21 protein-coding genes and 1 other RNA gene are annotated in these 18,122 nt (G+C 57.7%); 15 read left to right on the plus strand and 7 right to left on the minus strand.

What is annotated here, in order from left to right:
- The first annotated feature begins 74 nt into the window (after positions 1-74).
- The 7 genes from ET34_RS0101835 (at position 75) to ET34_RS0101865 (ending at position 3,766) form a co-directional block, all read left to right on the plus strand.
- Positions 75-443, plus strand: a complete 369-nt coding sequence (locus ET34_RS0101835; protein ID WP_031518969.1) for a DUF1090 domain-containing protein — start codon at positions 75-77, stop codon at positions 441-443.
- A 36-nt stretch (positions 444-479) separates the two neighbouring features.
- Positions 480-782: an ElaB/YgaM/YqjD family protein gene (locus ET34_RS0101840; RefSeq protein WP_031518970.1), complete on the plus strand. Its 303-nt coding sequence runs from the start codon at positions 480-482 to the stop codon at positions 780-782.
- Position 783: 1 nt separating this feature from the next.
- On the plus strand, positions 784-1,182 hold the full coding sequence (locus tag ET34_RS0101845) for a phage holin family protein (protein WP_031518972.1): 399 nt from the start codon (positions 784-786) through the stop codon (positions 1,180-1,182).
- Complete coding sequence (locus tag ET34_RS0101850; RefSeq protein ID WP_031518973.1) at positions 1,179-1,475, plus strand: YqjK-like family protein; 297 nt, start codon at positions 1,179-1,181, stop codon at positions 1,473-1,475. Before ET34_RS0101845 ends, ET34_RS0101850 begins: the two co-directional genes overlap by 4 nt.
- A gap of 232 nt (positions 1,476-1,707) precedes the next feature.
- Complete coding sequence (locus tag ET34_RS0101855; RefSeq protein ID WP_031518975.1) at positions 1,708-2,100, plus strand: DoxX family protein; 393 nt, start codon at positions 1,708-1,710, stop codon at positions 2,098-2,100.
- Between the two features lie 70 nt (positions 2,101-2,170).
- A complete protein-coding gene (locus ET34_RS0101860; RefSeq protein WP_031518981.1) occupies positions 2,171-3,157 on the plus strand; it encodes a glutathione S-transferase family protein in 987 nt (328 codons plus the stop codon).
- A 219-nt stretch (positions 3,158-3,376) separates the two neighbouring features.
- Positions 3,377-3,766 carry a DUF805 domain-containing protein gene (locus tag ET34_RS0101865; RefSeq protein WP_031518982.1) on the plus strand — a complete coding sequence of 130 codons (390 nt, stop codon included), beginning with the start codon at positions 3,377-3,379 and terminating at the stop codon, positions 3,764-3,766.
- Positions 3,767-3,776: 10 nt separating this feature from the next.
- On the opposite strand, the gene ET34_RS0101870 is transcribed toward ET34_RS0101865, so the two are convergent.
- Positions 3,777-4,673 (minus strand): LysR family transcriptional regulator, encoded by an 897-nt coding sequence (locus ET34_RS0101870; protein ID WP_031518983.1) that lies wholly within the window; start codon positions 4,671-4,673, stop codon positions 3,777-3,779.
- Positions 4,674-4,777: 104 nt separating this feature from the next.
- On the opposite strand from ET34_RS0101870, the gene ET34_RS0101875 reads away from it, so the two are divergent.
- From ET34_RS0101875 to ET34_RS0101885, 3 genes are all read left to right on the plus strand, one after another.
- Entirely contained in the window at positions 4,778-5,479 is a 702-nt protein-coding gene (locus ET34_RS0101875; protein WP_031518984.1) for a pirin family protein, read from the plus strand.
- Between the two features lie 66 nt (positions 5,480-5,545).
- A complete protein-coding gene (locus tag ET34_RS22735) occupies positions 5,546-5,692 on the plus strand; it encodes a hypothetical protein (protein WP_413783759.1) in 147 nt (48 codons plus the stop codon).
- A 305-nt stretch (positions 5,693-5,997) separates the two neighbouring features.
- Positions 5,998-6,534 carry a fimbrial protein gene (locus ET34_RS0101885; protein ID WP_236633803.1) on the plus strand — a complete coding sequence of 179 codons (537 nt, stop codon included), beginning with the start codon at positions 5,998-6,000 and terminating at the stop codon, positions 6,532-6,534.
- Positions 6,535-6,592: 58 nt separating this feature from the next.
- Here ET34_RS0101885 and rnpB read toward each other — a convergent pair.
- The 5 genes from rnpB to ET34_RS0101905 form a co-directional block, all read right to left on the minus strand.
- An RNA gene (gene rnpB, locus ET34_RS21195) (RNase P RNA component class A) lies at positions 6,593-6,971 on the minus strand.
- Between the two features lie 77 nt (positions 6,972-7,048).
- Positions 7,049-8,194 carry a glycerate 2-kinase gene (garK, locus tag ET34_RS0101890; protein WP_031518986.1) on the minus strand — a complete coding sequence of 382 codons (1,146 nt, stop codon included), beginning with the start codon at positions 8,192-8,194 and terminating at the stop codon, positions 7,049-7,051.
- A 64-nt stretch (positions 8,195-8,258) separates the two neighbouring features.
- Positions 8,259-9,149, minus strand: a complete 891-nt coding sequence (gene garR, locus ET34_RS0101895; RefSeq protein ID WP_031518987.1) for a 2-hydroxy-3-oxopropionate reductase — start codon at positions 9,147-9,149, stop codon at positions 8,259-8,261.
- A gap of 32 nt (positions 9,150-9,181) precedes the next feature.
- Positions 9,182-9,949, minus strand: coding sequence for a 2-dehydro-3-deoxyglucarate aldolase (gene garL / locus ET34_RS0101900; RefSeq protein ID WP_031518988.1), 768 nt, complete (start codon positions 9,947-9,949; stop codon positions 9,182-9,184).
- Between the two features lie 26 nt (positions 9,950-9,975).
- A complete protein-coding gene (locus tag ET34_RS0101905; protein WP_031518989.1) occupies positions 9,976-11,307 on the minus strand; it encodes an MFS transporter in 1,332 nt (443 codons plus the stop codon).
- A gap of 393 nt (positions 11,308-11,700) precedes the next feature.
- Here ET34_RS0101905 and garD point away from each other — a divergent pair, with 393 nt between their 5' ends.
- On the plus strand, positions 11,701-13,272 hold the full coding sequence (gene garD, locus ET34_RS0101910) for a galactarate dehydratase (protein WP_031518991.1): 1,572 nt from the start codon (positions 11,701-11,703) through the stop codon (positions 13,270-13,272).
- A gap of 180 nt (positions 13,273-13,452) precedes the next feature.
- Here garD and rsmI read toward each other — a convergent pair whose 3' ends face one another.
- Entirely contained in the window at positions 13,453-14,316 is an 864-nt protein-coding gene (rsmI, locus tag ET34_RS0101915; RefSeq protein WP_031518996.1) for a 16S rRNA (cytidine(1402)-2'-O)-methyltransferase, read from the minus strand.
- A gap of 63 nt (positions 14,317-14,379) precedes the next feature.
- Here rsmI and ET34_RS0101920 point away from each other — a divergent pair, with 63 nt between their 5' ends.
- The 4 genes from ET34_RS0101920 to dolP all read left to right on the plus strand — a co-directional run bounded on the left by ET34_RS0101920 (position 14,380) and on the right by dolP (position 18,089).
- On the plus strand, positions 14,380-16,437 hold the full coding sequence (locus ET34_RS0101920; protein ID WP_031518998.1) for a penicillin-binding protein activator: 2,058 nt from the start codon (positions 14,380-14,382) through the stop codon (positions 16,435-16,437).
- Positions 16,395-16,790 carry a YraN family protein gene (locus ET34_RS21430; RefSeq protein WP_072001938.1) on the plus strand — a complete coding sequence of 132 codons (396 nt, stop codon included), beginning with the start codon at positions 16,395-16,397 and terminating at the stop codon, positions 16,788-16,790. Before ET34_RS0101920 ends, ET34_RS21430 begins: the two co-directional genes overlap by 43 nt.
- Before the next feature lie 123 nt (positions 16,791-16,913).
- Positions 16,914-17,504: a DnaA initiator-associating protein DiaA gene (diaA, locus tag ET34_RS0101930; RefSeq protein WP_031519000.1), complete on the plus strand. Its 591-nt coding sequence runs from the start codon at positions 16,914-16,916 to the stop codon at positions 17,502-17,504.
- A gap of 9 nt (positions 17,505-17,513) precedes the next feature.
- Positions 17,514-18,089 (plus strand): division/outer membrane stress-associated lipid-binding lipoprotein, encoded by a 576-nt coding sequence (dolP, locus tag ET34_RS0101935; RefSeq protein WP_031519001.1) that lies wholly within the window; start codon positions 17,514-17,516, stop codon positions 18,087-18,089.
- Positions 18,090-18,122 lie beyond the last annotated feature (33 nt).

Genomic DNA, 18,122 nt, shown 5'->3' on the forward strand with positions numbered 1-18,122 from the left:
TCTGCGCTACAGACACGCTGGAACACAACGGTGACGTCCCGTGGCGTATCGTTTAACAATGGAAGGTTTCTCTTATGAAATACAGCACCGCACTGGCTTTAGCCCTTTTATCTCTGTCTACCGCTTCTCAGGCCGCTTCACTCTGCCAGCAGAAAGAGCAAGAAATTAAGCGTGAGATCGGTTATGCCGAAAAGCATGACAACCAGAACCGGATAAACGGACTAAACAAAGCGCTGAGCGAACTGCGGGCTAACTGCAGCGACGCAAAGCTGCATGCTGATCATCAGGAGAAAATCGCGCGTCAAAAAGCTGAAATCAGCGAGCGCGAGGGCGAACTGGCTGAAGCGAAACAGAAAGGCGATGCGGACAAAATTGCCAAGCGTGAACACAATCTTAACGAGGCGCGTGCCGAGCTGAAGGAGCTGGAAGCACGCGACTACTAAGACTATGGAAACCTTTACTCACCTGGAGAGAGAATTATGTCAAAAGATAACACCGATCACCTGCGCGCTGAGTTGAAATCCCTGGCAGACACGCTTGAAGAGGTGCTGAGTTCTTCTGGCGATAAATCGAAAGAAGAGTTAACCAAACTTCGCAGCAAAGCCGAGCGCGCGCTGAAAGAGAGCCGCTACCGTCTGACTGAAACCGGCGACGTTATCGCGCGTCAGACTCGCGAAGCGGCAAGCCGCGCGGATGAGTACGTGAAAGAAAATCCGTGGACCGGCGTAGGTATTGGTGCGGCAGTGGGTGTCGTGCTGGGCGTTCTGCTGACGCGTCGCTGATATGGCAGAGTCGCGCCAACCTCAAGGGCCGGGTAAAAGCGTTCTCGGCATCGGACAGCGTATCATCACCATTATCGTTGATATGGTGGAGACCCGCGTCAAGCTGGCGGTGGTTGAGCTGGAAGAAGAGAAAGCAAATCTGTTCCAGCTCCTGCTGATGCTTGGCCTGACTATGCTCTTTGCCGCGTTCGGGCTGATGAGCCTGATGGTGCTGATCATCTGGGCTATCGATCCGCAATATCGCCTGAATGCCATGATCGCCACTACGGCAGTGCTGCTGATTCTGGCATTGATTGGCGGCATATGGACGCTGGTACGGGCGCGGCGTTCAACGCTGCTGCGTCACACCCGCCGCGAGCTGGCTAACGACAAGCAGCTGCTGGAGGATGAAGATCGATGAGTGATAAGCATGAGCGTGAACGACGCAAAGCATGGCTGTTAAGCAATATTCAACAGCAGCGTCTGGATCTGTCCGCGTCGCGTCGTGACTGGCTTGACGCCACCGGGGCTTACGATCGCGGCTGGAATACCCTGCTCAGTCTTCGCTCATGGGCAGTGGTAGGTAGCAGCGTGATGGCCCTCTGGTCCGTGCGGCATCCTAACTTCCTGCTGCGCTGGGCTAAACGGGGCTTCGGCGCCTGGAGTGCCTGGCGTCTGGTTCAGACCACGCTGCGTCAGCAGCAGCGGTATTAATCTCTCCCTCAATGGCGCGTATTCCGCGCCATTCGTTTTTCTGCGCCTCTCCCTGCCGTTTTGCTTGCTCAAGATATTTGAAGAAGATTGACAGTTTTCCTTGCTAACAATCCCTGAGCGCCGCGTTTATTATCCTCTCCATCGACAGCAATACCGGGTAATAGCCCGATTTTGCAGTAATAACAATCACCTGGCATCAACAGCCATCGTTCAGGTTTTTTGGAGAGAGAAAATGAAAAAATTAGAAAATGTGGGTGTGCTGGTAGCGCGTATCCTGATGCCGGTGCTGTTTATCGTCGCAGGCTGGGGCAAAATCACCGGTTACGCGGGTACGCAGCAATATATGGAAGCGATGGGCGTGCCCGGCTTTATGCTGCCGCTGGTGATTTTGCTTGAGTTCGGCGGCGGTCTGGCAATTCTGTTTGGTTTCCTGACCCGTACCACCGCGCTGATTACCGCTGTGTTTACGCTGCTGACCGCGTTCCTGTTCCACGGTAACTTCGCTGAAGGCGCGAACTCCATCATGTTCATGAAAAACTTCAGCATCGCCGGTGGTTTCCTGCTGCTGGCCCTGTTCGGACCGGGTGCATACAGCATCGACCGCGTACTGAATAAAAACTGGTAAGCCTTCTATACTGACTACACCAAAGCGAGGAGATATCTCCTCGCTTTTGCTGCTGAAAAAGGAGAGAGCAATGGGACAACTGATCGATGGCGTCTGGCATGACACCTGGTATGACACCAAATCAACCGGTGGACGTTTCAAACGTTCAGAATCCGCGTTTCGTAACTGGCTGACCGCCGACGGTACGCCTGGCCCCTCCGGCAGCGGCGGTTTTGCAGCAGAGAAAGATCGCTATCACCTCTATGTATCGCTGGCCTGCCCGTGGGCGCACCGCACGCTGATCGTGCGCGCGTTAAAAGGGCTGGAGCACCTGATTTCTGTTTCGGTGGTTCACCCGCTGATGCTGGAGAACGGCTGGACCTTTGGGGACGATTTCCCTGCTGCCACGGGCGACAGCCTGTACCAGCACGATTATATGTACCAGCTCTATCTCCATGCTGACCCGCACTACACCGGGCGCGTAACCGTTCCGGTGCTGTGGGATAAAAAGCAGCAGACCATCGTCAGCAACGAGTCGTCGGAAATTATCCGCATGCTCAACACCGCGTTTGACGGCCACGGTGCGCGTGCCGGGAACTACTACCCCGATGACCTGCAAAGCGAGATCGATGAGCTGAACGGCTGGATCTACGACACCGTCAACAACGGCGTATACAAAGCGGGCTTTGCCACCAGCCAGGAAGCCTATGATGAGGCCGTAACGAAGGTATTTGAGTCGCTGGCGCGTCTGGAACAGATCCTCGGCCAGCATCGCTACCTGACCGGCAACCAGCTCACCGAAGCAGACATTCGCCTGTGGACCACGCTGATCCGCTTCGATCAGGTGTATGTCACCCATTTCAAATGCGATCGTCAGCGCATCAGCGATTACCTGAATCTGTACGGGTTCCTGCGCGATATCTATCAGATGCCGGGCATCGCCGAAACGGTGGATTTCGCGCATATCCGCCACCACTATTTCTGCAGCCATAAAACCATCAACCCGACCGGCATTATTTCGATTGGGCCGCTGCAGGATCTCAACGAGCCGCACGGGCGTGAGGAACGCTTCCGCTAAGCGCAACTGGCGCGGGCTTCCCGCGCCATCCGTAGTCTTTCTCTGATTATTCCCTTTCTCAGCGTTATTTCATCCGCTTATGCGAAGCGCTTCACAGAGCGCACCCGCCCCCAGAGAAATTTTCCCACCGGCCTCTTTTTCACCACTATCCTTTAAATGATTGCTTTAAAAACAAGTGATTGTACGAATAGTAGCCGTTACGGCTAAGGCAGGTGTTGGATGGACTGGTATCTCAAGGTACTCAAAAATTACATCGGATTCGGCGGCCGTGCGCGCCGTAAAGAATACTGGATGTTCATTCTGGTCAACATCATCCTGACGGTGGTGCTGAGCATGCTCGACAAAATGCTGGGCTGGCAGCGTGCCGGTGGCGAAGGCATTCTCACCACGATTTACGGCGTGCTGATCTTTTTGCCGTGGTGGGCGGTGCAGTTCCGGCGCCTGCACGATACCGACCGCTCGGCGTGGTGGCTGCTGCTGCTGATTATTCCGGTGGTGGGCTGGCTGATTATTCTGGCATTTAACTGCCAGAACGGTACGCCGGGCGAAAACCGCTTCGGGCCAGACCCGAAACGGGAAGAGACATCCCGCACGCCTCTTGTCAGCTAGCGGGCTGTGCTCAGCGCGGGATCAGCAGTTTCGGGATCTCGCGCAGGCACCAGGCTTTAGCTTCGCCCATACTGTCGCGACGCCAGGCCATGATGATGTCGATTTCGCTGGTGGACTCGGGGCTGACGACGCGTAAACGCCCTTCACGGATGTCATTTTCCACCAGCGGCCACGGCATCGTCGCCACGCCGATACCCGCCAGCAGCGCCTGACGCTTATCATCAATGCTGCTGACGGTCAGACGCGGCTGCTTATCGAGCAGCTGCACCGTCAGCACTGGCCGTTCGCGCGCCGTATCCGCCACCGCCACCCCGCGATACTTCACACGCGTCACTTCTGAAAGCGGTTCCGGCTCCTGATGGATCGGATGGTCCGGGGCGGCTACATAGACATTTTTCAGGGTGTAGAGCTTGCGCGAGTTGATCTCTGACGAAGATCGAAAATGCATGTCCGGAGCAATCACGATGTCGGCCCGCCCCTGCTCAAGGCGCTCCCACGCCCCGGCCAGCACCTCGGTAATAATAGAGAGCTGGGTGTTGGCTTTAACAGCCAGTTTATCAAGCAGCGGGAACAGCGTGGCGGTCGGCACCAGCGCCTCGGTGACCAGCGTCAGGTGGGTTTCCCAACCGCGCGCCAGCGCTTCGGCATCGGTGGTCAGCTTGTCTGCCGCTTCAAGCAGCACGCGGCCGCGCTCCAGCAACATGCGCCCGACGTTGGTGAATTTAGTGCGATGACCGGAGCGGTCAAACAGCACCACATCCAGTTCTTCTTCAAGTTTTTGCATGGTGTAGCTGAGCGCCGACGGCACGCGCCCCAGCTCATCTGCTGCCGCTGCAAAGCTGCCCCGCCGGTCAATAGCATCCATCACCCGCAGCGCTTCCAGCGTTAATGCCCTTTCTCTGGCCATCTCACTCTCATTCAGGAAATTTGAACGTAGCCAGCAGATTAACTGGCTAACAATGCAGCGTCCAGATCCTTACCATGGGTTTAGCGTAAAAAGAGGTCAAAAACATGATTACCACGAGAACAGCCAAACAGTGCGGGCAGGCTGACTATGGATGGCTGAAAGCCCGCTACACCTTTTCCTTTGGACACTATTTCGACCCGGACCTGCTGGGCTACGCTTCGCTGCGCGTGCTGAATCAGGAAGTGCTGGCGCCCGGTGCCTCGCTGCAGCCGCGTACCTTTCCGAAGGTGGATATTCTGAACCTGGTGCTGGAAGGTGAGGCCGAGTATCGCGACAGCGAAGGCAATCACCTCCAGGCCCGTGCGGGCGAGGCGGTGCTGGTTGCTGCTCAATCAGGCATAAGCTACAGCGAGCACAATATCAGTAAGGACAGCTCGCTGACCCGGATGCAACTCTGGCTCGACGCCTGCCCGGAACGGGAAAACCCGCTGTTTCAGAAAATGGCCCTGCTCAACCAGCCGCAGCAGCTGCTGGCCTCACCGGACGGGCGCAACGGCAGTCTACAGCTGCGCCAGCAGGTATGGCTGCACCATGTGGAAATGGAAAAAGGTGAGCGGCTGACAGTCCCGCTTCACGGACCACGCGCCTATCTGCAGTCAATCCACGGCACGGTGCACGCAAAAACCGAAACGGAAGGCAAAGAAGCATTAACCTGCGGAGACGGCGCTTTTATTCGTGACGAGGCAAATATCACCCTCATCGCCGATTCGCCGCTGCGCGCTTTACTGGTAGATTTGCCGGTGTAACAAGAAGGTGCGGCTCGCTGCACCAGGAGTCATAAAATGAGTACTATCACACAGCAAAACACAGGCATGAAGTTGACTGTTTCACCCGCCTCGCAGGAAGCGTCTACACGCGCCGGAGCGCATTCAGAGTTTACCTCCGATTTTATGTTCAACGAGCTGGAAGCCATTATCGCTGAAGCCGAAGTCCGTCTGGCCGAGGAAGAAGCCGCCTGACGCACGCTCTCCGGGCGGGCCTTATGGCCCGCCTGCTCCTGCCTCCCTTATTTTGTCGCGGCTATCCTTCTCCCGATCTGACGGAAATTATCCCGCCGTCTGATAACGCACCGGCCATCATCCACGCCAGCAAATTCACGTCCACAAAAGCATCTTTACCCTGTCAGTTTCCGATTTTCCTCTCGTTTACAGTCTCTTCGCATCAAAAGCATAACGTCCTACGCACCGCACATGAAAATAGCGGCTCATGCCGGACACGATCTGGATTATGGAAAAGATGATGAGGATTATCAGAGGTAAAAAATATGAAAAAAAACGTACTCCTGGGGTTAACGCTGTTGAGCACAACCTGTCTCGCGGCGGAGGATCAACCCGCCACCTTGTCTGTCGCTGGACGTCTGTTTCGGCCTTTTAGTTGTACAGTTTCCCTGAGCCGCCCTACGGTCGATTTAAAGAACCAGGTAATTGGGAGGATACCTAAGGTCGAAACCAGCCCAATAAACACGACGTCGTCCGTCCTGGTGGTGGCTAACATTACTGGCGCAGGGTGCAAAGATTACACCAATACCAGTAATTACTACGCTCGAACGGCGCTCCGGTTTAACGGCGTAGCAGACAACAATGACAGCACCGTTCTTGCCAATACAGCAAGTGACGACACCGCCGCAAAAGGTATCGCTGTTGGTCTCTATACGCTTGAGGGGGTTCGGTTCAAAATCAACAGAAATATTCCCTTGAGTGATGGCCTATTCCCCTTCTTTATCGGAATGGTCAAAGTCAATGATACCCCCAGTACCGGTAAGGTGCAGTCATCCCTGACCGTTTCCGTAGAGCATCTTTAAGAGATTGATCTTCAGCCATCAAAGCAAAAACCCCGCCGAAGCGGGGTTTTCACGAGAATGTTGAAGCTGACCGGTAAGCCGGGTTCTGTCGTGGACAGTCATTCATCTAGACCAGCAATCGCTCACTGGTTCAAGCAGCCTACCCGGGTTCAGTACGGGCCGTACCTTGTGAACCCCTATTTGGCCTTGCTCCGGGTGGAGTTTACCGTGCCGCGAACTGTTGCCAGCCGCGCGGTGCGCTCTTACCGCACCCTTTCACCCTTACCTGATCCCGCTTGCGCGGGCCATCGGCGGTTTGCTCTCTGTTGCACTGGTCGTGGGCTTGCGCCCCCCAGGCGTTACCTGGCACCCTGCCCTATGGAGCCCGGACTTTCCTCCCCTCCGCCCGTCTCCCCCGAAGAGGACGACGACGAAGCGGCGACTGTCTGGTCAGCTTCGGCGCGAAGTATACCCTTGCCCTCTCCCGTATTGCAATCCTGTTCACCGCCGGGCGGTAATTAAGCCCGCTGCGTCCTCAGCCCGGAAGGGACATTCCCACCCGCAGCGTCGCGGCAATGTTGCGCGAAGCGCGATAAATATTGTCGGCGGCGTTTTTCAGCGCTTCGTCCAGCGTTGTGACCGAGGTCAGTACGCTGAATACCGCATCAATACCGTGCTGATGCACCACACCCACATCATCGGTCAGACTCCCGGCGATGCCAATCACCGGCTTATGGTATTTTCCTGCTACCTGGGCCACGCCCACCGGCACCTTGCCATGAATACTCTGACTGTCGATACGCCCTTCGCCGGTCACCACCAGCGTACAGTCATGGACGTGTTCTTCGAGGTTGAGCGCCTCGGTGACAATCTCAATGCCGCTGCGCAGCTCCGCGCCGAGAAACGCCATCAGCGCCGCGCCCATACCGCCCGCCGCGCCGGCGCCAGGCACCTGCTTTACATCAATACGCAGCGTCTTTTTAATCACGTCGGCGAAGTGCTCAAGGTTGCTATCCAGTTCGCGGATCATCTCCTCGGTAGCGCCTTTTTGCGGCCCGAAAATGCGCGACGCGCCCTGCTCACCGATGAGCGGATTCGTGACGTCGCAGGCGACGCGGATGGTGCATTCCTTCAGCCGCGGATCCAGCTCGCTGACGTCAATGCTGTTGAGGCTTACCAGGCTACCGCCGCCGTGACCGATCTCTTTGCCGCTGGCATCGTTCAGCCTGGCGCCCAGCGCCTGGATCATGCCTGCACCACCGTCATTAGTGGCGCTGCCGCCAATGCCGATAATAATATTGCGCGCGCCGTGTTCCACTGCATGCAGGATCAGCTCTCCGGTGCCGCGCGACGTGGTTAGCAGCGGATTACGCTTGCTTGCCGGTACCAGCGCCAGCCCGCTGGCTTCCGCCATTTCGATGAAGGCGGTATTACCGTCACCTGATAATCCCCAACTGGCCGTCACGCTTTCGCCCAGCGGGCCGGTGACGTGAGCGGAGAAAGTGGTGCCCTGCGTGGCGCTGACCATGGCATCTACGGTGCCTTCGCCGCCGTCGGCGACCGGCACGGAGACGTACTCAGCGTCGGGAAAAATCTCCCGAAAACCTTTTTCAATGGCCTGAGCTACCCCGGCGGCAGAAAGGCTCTCTTTGTATGAGTCAGGTGCGATTACTATTTTCATATTCTTCCGTGCCTGCGCGTGCCATGCGTGGAAAGGGATAACGGGCGCCTGCGCGCCCGGACCGTCAGCGGCTCACTTCGACTTTGGCAAGTTTTTCGTAATAGCAGGCCAGCGCGCTGTGGTCATCGTTGCCGTGACCGTCTGCGCGTAGCGCCTGCATCATCTCCATGACCGCCGCAGTCAGCGGCAGCTGTGCGCCTACACCGTGGGAGGTATCCAGCGCGTTCGCCAGATCCTTGATATGCAGATCGATGCGGAAGCCCGGTTTGAAGTTGCGATCCAGTACCATCGGCGCTTTCGCTTCCAGAACCGTACTGCCGGCCAGACCGCCGCGGATCGCCTGGAACACCAGTTCCGGGTTAACGCCCGCTTTGGTTGCCAGCGTCAGCGCTTCAGACATCGCCGCAATGTTCAGCGCCACGATGACCTGGTTTGCCAGCTTGGTGACGTTGCCCGCGCCGATATCACCGGTGTGCACCACCGAACCGGCCATCGCTTTCAGCAGATCGTAGTGCTTGTCGAACAGCGCTTTGTCGCCGCCCACCATCACGGACAGCGTGCCGTCGATGGCTTTTGGTTCCCCGCCGCTTACCGGGGCATCCAGCAGATCGATGCCTTTTGCCTTCAGCCCTTCGCTGATCTCCCGGCTGGCCAGCGGCGCAATGGAGCTCATATCGATCACCACGGTGCCCGCTTTCGCGCCATCGATAATGCCGTTCTCGCCCAGAGCAACCTCTTTCACGTGCGGGGAGTTAGGCAGCATGGTGATGATGACATCGCACTGCTCAGCAACGGCTTTGGCGCTGCTGGCGCTTTCGGCTCCGGCAGCGATCACTTCCGCCACCGATTCCGGGTTACGGTCTGACACCACCAGCGAATAACCCGCCTTGATGAGGTTTTTACTCATTGGTTTACCCATGATACCCAGGCCAATAAAACCAACTTTCATCGTCATAGCTTTGTCTCTCTCGTTAATGTCGGGGGTGGTTACTTTTTGAAAGCGTCACACAGTTTCTGCGTGGCGCCGCGGAAAACACCGAGGTCGCTGCCGACGGCAACGAAGGTTGCGCCCCACTCCAGGTAGCGACGTGCATCGGCCTCGACCGGTGCGAGAATGCCGGAGGGCTTACCGTGCGCTTTAGCGCGGGCGAATATATGCTGAATGCAGCGCTGCACCTCAGGGTGAGAGGCATTGCCGAGGTGGCCAAGCGCCGCGGCCAAATCGCTTGGGCCGACAAAGATGCCGTCCACGCCCTCGGTGGCGGCGATAGCGTCAACGCTGTCCACACCCTGCTGGCTTTCGATCTGCAACAGGATGGTGATGTTTTTGTTGGACTGATTCATGTAGTCCGGCACGGTGCCGAACATGTTGGCACGGTGGGAGACCGACACACCGCGGATGCCTTCCGGCGGATAGCGGGTGGACGCCACCGCCAGTACCGCTTCCTCTTCGCTCTCCACAAACGGAATCAGGAAGTTATAGAAACCAATATCCAGCAGGCGCTTGATGATCACCGGCTCGTTGGTCGGGACGCGCACTACCGGCGCACTGTGGCTGCCCTTCAGCGCCATCAGTTGCGGAATAAAGGTGGTGACGTCATTAGGGGCGTGTTCACCATCCAGCACAATCCAGTCGAAACCCGCCAGGCCGAGCACTTCGGTGCTGATCGGGTTCGCCAGCGCCGACCAGCAGCCAATCTGGGTCTGATGGGCCGCCAGCGCGGCCTTGAATTTGTTTGGGAAAATATCGTTCATCGCGTTTACCTTGCCGTAGCCGTTGCTTATTTGCGCAGTTCCATACGTTTGATGTCGCCTACCACGAACAGATAGCAAACCATCGCCATCAGTGCCGAGCAGCCAACGAAGACCAGCGCCGCGTTAAAGGAGTGCAGTTCACTTACCAGGTAGCCAATCACCAACGGGGTGACGATAGAGGCCACGTTACCGAACACGTTGAAGACGCCGCCGCACAGGCCAACAATTTCTTTTGGCGCGGTATCGGAGATGACCGGCCAGCCCAGCGCGCCAAACCCTTTGCCAAAGAAAGCCAGCGCCATCAGGGCGATCACCAGCACTTCGCTGTCGGTGTAGTTGCACAGGATGATGGTGGAGGCGAGCAGCATACCCACCACGATCGGCAGCTTACGGGCCAGGGTCAGACTCTTGCCGCGTTTAATTAAGGAATCAGAGAACACCCCACCGAGCACGCCGCCGGCGAAGCCGCACAGTGCCGGGATGGATGCCACCAGGCCTACTTTGAGGATAGACATCCCCTTCTCCTGCACCAGATAAATCGGGAACCAGGTGAGGAAGAACCAGGTGATGGTATTGATGAAATACTGGCCGAAAAATACGCCAAGCATCATGCGGTTAGTCAACATCTGCTTGATGTAGTGCAGCTTCGGACCGCCGTTCGCCCCGTCTTTCTTTTTGTGATCCATATCGACCACCGCGCCACCTTTAGAGATGAACGCCAGCTCCTCGGAGGACATACGTGGATGATCGGTCGGGTTATGGATGAACTTCACCCACATGAATGTCAGGCCGAAACCGATGACGCCCATCACGGTAAAGACGTGCTCCCAGCCCCAGGCGAAGGTCAGCCAGCCGAGCAGCGGCGAGAACAACGCCAGCGAGAAGTACTGTGCCGAGTTGAAAATCGCCGAGGCGGTGCCGCGCTCTTTGGTCGGGAACCAGGCGGCGACGATACGGGCGTTCGCCGGGAAGGACGGCGCTTCGGAGAAGCCGAGCATGAAGCGCATCATGAACATTGAGATGCCGGCCCAGGCCAGCGGCATGAAATCGACAAACCCCTGCAGGAAGGTGAACAGCGACCAGAAGAACAGGCTGTAGGTGTAAACCTTCTTCGAGCCGTAGCGGTCGAGCAGCCAGCCGCCCGGGATTTGCATCAGCAGATAAGCCCAGCCAAATGCAGAGAAAATGTAGCCCATTGATACGGCGCTGAGCTGAAGCTCTTTTGCCACTTCGGTACCGGCAATAGAAAGCGTGGCGCGGTCAGCGTAATTCACCGCGGTGACGATGAATATTATCAGCAATATTAAATAGCGGGTGGGCATCCCCTTTTTAGATTCAACAGCGGTATCCAGTAACATTATTGTAATCCTCGGCATAGAGAGCGTAATTCGGATTTTTATTTTTTGATGGGAAGTATCCCGGAGTAATTAAATAAAAGCGTTAGTGTTAGAACGCACTGAAATCCTCACCAGTATAGGCAGGCCAGGGCCATGCGGCACTGTGCATAAGCCTTACAAACTTATTAATTCAAGAATCCATCCTGGGCATTCGCACATAATCGTGGGCGCTCTGCCACAGATTTTATTTTTGCCCGTCAGGTACGGCGCGGCGCCGGGGAAATAAGTGATCGCCATCACATTCTTATTTATTCGCAGCTGACATTCTTGCGTGCAGATTCATTCATAAAAGATAACGAGCGCCACAAATAAGCTCGCTTTGATATTTACTTCTTAGCTGGAGAATAGTGAACAATGGCCGGCATCGAAATTAAACAACAGCCTCCTGCGGCGTTTTATATAAAAGTTCATGACACCGATAATGTCGCCATTATCGTCAATGATAACGGCCTGAAAGCGGGTACCCGCTTTCCTGACGGGCTGGAGCTGATTGAGCATATTCCGCAGGGCCATAAAGTGGCGCTGGAAACCATTCCGGCGCACGGCGAAATCGTGCGTTATGGTGAAGTGATCGGCTATGCGGTGCGCGAGATCCCGCGCGGTAGCTGGATTGAAGAGTCGCTGGTGGAGCTGCCGAAAGCGCCGCCGCTGAATACGCTTCCGCTTGCTACCCGCGTGCCTGAGCCGCTGCCGCCGCTGGAAGGGTATACGTTCGAAGGCTATCGCAATGCCGACGGCAGCGTCGGCACCAAGAATCTGCTCGGCATCACCACCAGCGTGCACTGCGTGGCGGGGGTGGTTGATTACGTAATTAAGCTGATTGAACGCGACCTGCTGCCGCGCTATCCGAACGTGGATGGCGTGGTGGGGCTGAATCACCTGTACGGCTGCGGCGTGGCAATCAATGCCCCGGCGGCGGTGATCCCCATCCGCACCATTCATAATATTGCGCTTAACCCGAACTTCGGCGGCGAAGTGATGGTGATCGGCCTTGGCTGCGAGAAACTGCAACCGGAGCGCCTGCTGCAGGGCACCGAAGACGTGCAGGCGATTGCGGTGGACGATGCCAGCATTGTGCGGTTGCAGGATGAACAGCACGTCGGCTTCCGCTCGATGGTGGACGACATTCTGCGCGTCGCGGAGCGTCACCTTGCAAAACTCAACCAGCGCCAGCGCGAAACCTGCCCGGCGTCTGAACTGGTTGTGGGCATGCAGTGCGGCGGCAGCGATGCGTTCTCCGGCGTTACCGCTAATCCGGCGGTGGGCTATGCCTCTGACCTGCTGGTACGCTGCGGCGGCACGGTGATGTTCTCGGAAGTGACCGAAGTACGCGATGCCATCCACCTGCTCACTCCGCGCGCCATTAATGAAGACGTCGGCCGACGCCTGCTGGAAGAGATGGAGTGGTACGACAACTATCTGGACATGGGTAAAACCGACCGCAGCGCTAACCCCTCCCCCGGCAATAAAAAAGGCGGGCTGGCGAACGTGGTGGAGAAAGCGCTCGGCTCGATTGCGAAATCGGGCAAAAGCGCCATTTCAGAAGTGCTGTCACCGGGTCAGCGTCCGACCAAACGCGGCCTGATCTACGCCGCCACCCCGGCCAGCGATTTTGTCTGTGGCACGCAGCAGGTGGCCTCCGGCATTACAGTGCAGGTCTTCACCACCGGACGCGGCACTCCTTACGGTCTGATGGCGGTGCCGGTGATCAAAATGGCGACCCGCACCGAGCTGGCGAACCGCTGGTACGATTTAATGGACATTAACGCCGGCACTATCGCCACCGGGGAAGAGAGCATCGAGGACGTGGGCTGGAAGCTGTTCCACTTTATTCTGGACGTAGCGAGCGGACGTAAAAAAACGTTTTCCGACCAGTGGGGGCTGCACAACCAGCTGGCGGTATTTAACCCGGCACCGGTGACCTGATACCACGCGGATAAAAAAAGCACGGCATGTGCCAAATTGCCGTAGGGCGGGTAAGCCTGCGCACCCGCCACCGGTGATGCTCCAGAGGTGGGTGCGCTACGCTTACCCACCCTACGCGCTGATACCACGCGGATAAAAAAAGCACGGCATGTGCCGTGCTTTTTTATTGCCGTAGCCGGGTCACTCCCCCTGCTGCTCCAGCGCGTATTTGTAGAGCGCATTCTTCTTCACGCCGTGAATTTCCGCCGCCAGCGCCGCGGCCTTCTTCAGGGGTAGCTCGGCCTGCAGCAGCGCCAGCGTGCGCAGTGCATCGGCAGGCAGTGCTTCTTCCTGTGCTTTGAACCCTTCGACAATCAGCACCATCTCGCCTTTGCGACGGTTCTCATCCTCTTTGACCCAGGCCACCAGCTCGCCGATCGGCGCGCCGTGAATCGACTCCCAGGTCTTGGTGATCTCCCGCGCCAGCACGACGTAACGCGTCTCGCCCAGTTCAGAACAAATATCTTCCAGGCTCTCGATCAGACGATGGGTGGACTCATAAAAAATCAGCGTGCGCGGCTCCTGCTCCAGCGCGCGCAGCGTATCGCGTCGCCCTTTCGATTTTGCCGGCAGGAAGCCTTCATAACAGAAGCGGTCCGACGGCAGCCCGGCAGCGCTGAGCGCGGCAATTGCAGCGCAGGGGCCCGGCAGCGGCACCACCTGCACCCCCGCTTCACGGCAGGTGCGCACCAGATGGTAGCCCGGATCGTTAATCAGCGGCGTACCGGCATCTGACACCAGCGCAATATTTTGCCCGTCCTGCAGCTTCGCCAGCAGGGTTTGCGCCTTTTGTTGTTCGTTATGGTCATGCAATGCGAAGAGGCGCGCATTAATGGCAAAATGTTGGAGCAATAAGCCGGTATGGCGGGTATCTTCTGCGGCAATAAGATCAACGGATTGCAGCACATCCAGCGCCCGCTGGGTAATGTCGCCCAGGTTGCCGATAGGTGTCGGCACGATATACAGCTTGCCCTGGGAATTCTCCGCGGAATCGTGTTGTTTCATTGTTTCGTCCGTTTTGCCGATTTACTATTGAGCATTGAGTAAAAAAATAACATTGGATACGTTATGGTACCGTCGATTTTTTATCGTTCTAACACCGCACGCTGTCTGCCGATAGTGCTGGCGACGCTGTTCTTCGCTGGCTGCGGCACCCAGGCGCCGGATCAGACTGCACCGCATATGCAAGGGAAAGCCGAGGCGGATTCCGGTTACTATCTCAACCAGATGCAGCAGGCGTCTGATGATAGCAAGACCAACTGGCAATTACTCGCCATTCGTGCCCTGCTGAAAGAGGGCAAGACCAACGAAGCCGTGACGCTGTTTAACCAGCTGCCGGAAGCGCTCGATAATCATCAGCGTAATGAACAGGCGCTGCTGGGCGCAGAAGCGAAGCTGGCGCAGCGCGACTACCCTGCCGCCACGGCGCTGCTCAATAACATCAAGCCGGGCGACCTCGAACAACCGCAGCAGGCGCGCTACTGGCACGCCGTGATTGTTGCCAGCGAGGGGCGTCCGTCGCTTTCGCTGCTGCGCGCCTTAATCGCCGAAGAGCCGCTGGTGACCGGTGCCGACAAACAGAAAAATATCGATACCACCTGGCAGACGCTGTCGCAGATGACTGCGGAGCAAGCCAATGCGCTGGTAATCAACGCCGATGAAAACACGCTTCAGGGCTGGCTCGATTTGCAGCGCGTCTGGTTCGACAACCGCAACGATCCGGAACTGATGAAAGCCGCAATCCGCGACTGGCAGACCCGCTACCCGAATAACCCCGGCGCGAAGCTACTGCCGACGCCGCTGACCAACGTGCAGAAATTCCAGCCGGCATCCGCCAATAAAATCGCGCTGCTGCTGCCGCTGAACGGTCAGGCGGCGGTGTTTGGCCGCACCATCCAGCAGGGCTTTGAAGCGGCGAAAAACGCCGGTACCAGCCCGGTGACGCCGGTCAGCGCGCCTGCAACCGCCACCGCTACTGCCGAAACGGGTACGGCAGCACAGCCGGTGCAGGCACCGGATACGGTCGCCAGCCCGTCGCAGGCGGCAGTAAACGATCTCACCAACGAACCGGAAACCCCGGACGCGCAGCCGGAACAGTCCGCCATACCGGCAGCGGCACCCACGCCAACCGCCGCCGCGCCGGCTAATCCAGGTGCCGAACTGAAGGTCTACGACACCAGCTCGCAGCCGCTGGCTCAGGTGCTGAATCAGGCCCAGCAGGACGGCGCCAGTATTGTTATTGGCCCGCTGCTGAAGAACAGCGTCGAAGAGCTGCTGAAGAGCAACACGCCGCTCAACGTGCTGGCGCTTAACCAGCCGGAAAACGTCGAAAGCCGTGCCAACATCTGCTATTTCGCCCTGTCGCCGGAAGATGAAGCCCGCGATGCAGCGAATCACATCTGGCAGGAGGGCAAACGCGCGCCGCTGCTGCTGGTGCCGCGTAGCGCACTGGGTAGTCGCGTCAGCAGCGCCTTTGCCGCTGAATGGAGCAAACTTGGCGGCGGTATTGTGCTGGAGCAGAAGTTTGGTTCCACCGCCGAGCTGAAAATGGGCATTAACAGCGGCTCGGGCATCGCCCTGACCGGTAGCCCGGTAAGCGCCAGCCTGCCGCAGCAGGAGAGCGTCACCATTGGCGGTCTGACCATCCCGGCACCACCGACCGATGCGCAGATCACCGCGGGCAGCGGCAAAGTTGATGCGGCCTATATTGTGGCAACCCAGGAAGAAGTGGCGCTGATCAAACCGATGATCGCTATGCGCGCGGGCAGCCAGAGCGGTGCTTCGCTGTATGCCAGCTCGCGCAGCGCCCAGGGTGGCGCGGGTGCCGACTTCCGTCTGGAGATGGAAGGCATGCAGTTCAGCGATATCCCGATGCTGACCGGCGCTAACCCGGCGCTGCAGCAGCAGGCGCTGGCGGCGGTGAATAACGACTATTCACTGGCTCGTCTCTACGCGATGGGCGTTGATGCCTGGTCGCTGGCGAACAACTTCTCGCAAATGCGTCAGGTGCCGGGCTTCCACCTGGCGGGCAACACCGGCGAGCTGACCGCCACCCAGGACTGCGTCATTAACAGGAAGTTAACGTGGCTCAGATACCAGCAGGGTCAAATCGTCCCGGCGAATTAACCCGCCAGCAGACAGGCGCCGCCTTCGAAACGCGCGCGCGCGCCTGGCTTGAGCGCAAGGGACTGCGCTTCGTCGCCGCTAACGTTCATGAACGCGGCGGCGAAATCGATCTGATTATGATGCACCGTCAGGTAACGGTATTCATCGAAGTGCGCTACCGCCGCTCTGCGCGCTATGGCGGTGCGGCGGCCAGCGTCACCCGCAGTAAACAGCAAAAGTTATTACGCGCCGCCCGCGTATGGCTCGCCAGACATTCCGGAAGTTTTGATACTGTGGATTGCCGGTTTGATGTGTTAGCCTTCACCGGCGACGACGTAGAGTGGATTACGAACGCCTTCACTCTGCCCTCCTGACCCGCAGGCGCCAGGCCCGTCACTCTGTTATATCGCAGGTAAGTTACGTTACCGTTCGCTTGTGCGGCTGCTGCTTCGACAGCGCGGTAGCACGCTTACCCGCTTACTTTAGTAAGGACCATCGTGCTCGAAAGAATTAAAGTCTGCTTCACAGAAAGCATTCAAACTCAGATTGCGGCGGCAGAAGCGCTGCCAGACGCAATTTCCCGCGCGGCGATGACGCTGGTTCAGTCTCTGCTAAACGGTAACAAAATCCTCTGCTGTGGCAACGGCACCTCAGCGGCCAACGCACAGCATTTTGCTGCCAGCATGATTAACCGCTTCGAAACCGAACGCCCCAGCCTGCCTGCCATTGCGCTGAGTACCGATAACGTGGTGTTGACGGCGATCGCTAACGACCGCATGCACGAAGAGATCTATGCCAAGCAGGTGCGCGCCCTCGGACATACCGGCGATGTCCTGCTGGCGATTTCTACCCGCGGCAACAGTCGTGATATTGTCAAAGCCGTCGAAGCGGCAGTAACCCGAGATATGACTATCGTCGCGCTGACCGGCTATGACGGTGGCGAACTGGCCGGGCTGTTGGGACCACAGGATGTGGAAATTCGTATCCCTTCGCACCGCAGCGCGCGCATCCACGAGATGCATATGCTGACGGTGAACTGCTTGTGCGATCTGATTGATAACACGCTTTTTCCACACCAGGATGACTAAGGAGCATTCATGAAGGCATTAACGCCACTGGCTATTCTGATTTCTGCCTTGCTGCTACAGGGTTGTGTGGGTGCCGTCGTCGTCGGCAGCGCCGCTGTCGCTACCAAAACCGCCACCGACCCGCGCACCGTGGGGACGCAGGTTGACGATGGTACGCTTGAAGTACGCGTAAACAACGCGCTGGATAAAGATGAGCAGCTGAAGAAAGACGCGCGCATCAACGTTACCGCTTATCAGGGTAAAGTGCTGCTGACCGGTCAGGCTCCGGGAAGCGACCTCTCTGCGCGTGCGAAGCAGATTGCGATGGGTGTCGATGGCGCAACCGAGGTGTATAACGAAATTCGCAGCGGCCAGCCGATTGGCCTGGGCACCGCCTCAAGCGATACCTGGATCACCACCAAAGTGCGCTCCCAGCTGCTGGCAAGCGATCAGGTGAAATCCTCTAATGTGAAGGTGACTACCGAAAACGGGGAAGTGTTCCTGCTCGGCCTGGTGACCGAACGTGAAGGACAGGCGGCAGCGGATACCGCCAGCCGCGTCAGCGGTGTCAAACACGTCACCACCGCCTTTACGATCCTGAAGTAATCTTACGCGCCCCCTCACTCCCGCGAGGGGGCG

It is taken from the genome of Siccibacter colletis (genome assembly GCF_000696575.1).
Classification (GTDB): Bacteria; Pseudomonadota; Gammaproteobacteria; order Enterobacterales; family Enterobacteriaceae; genus Siccibacter; species Siccibacter colletis.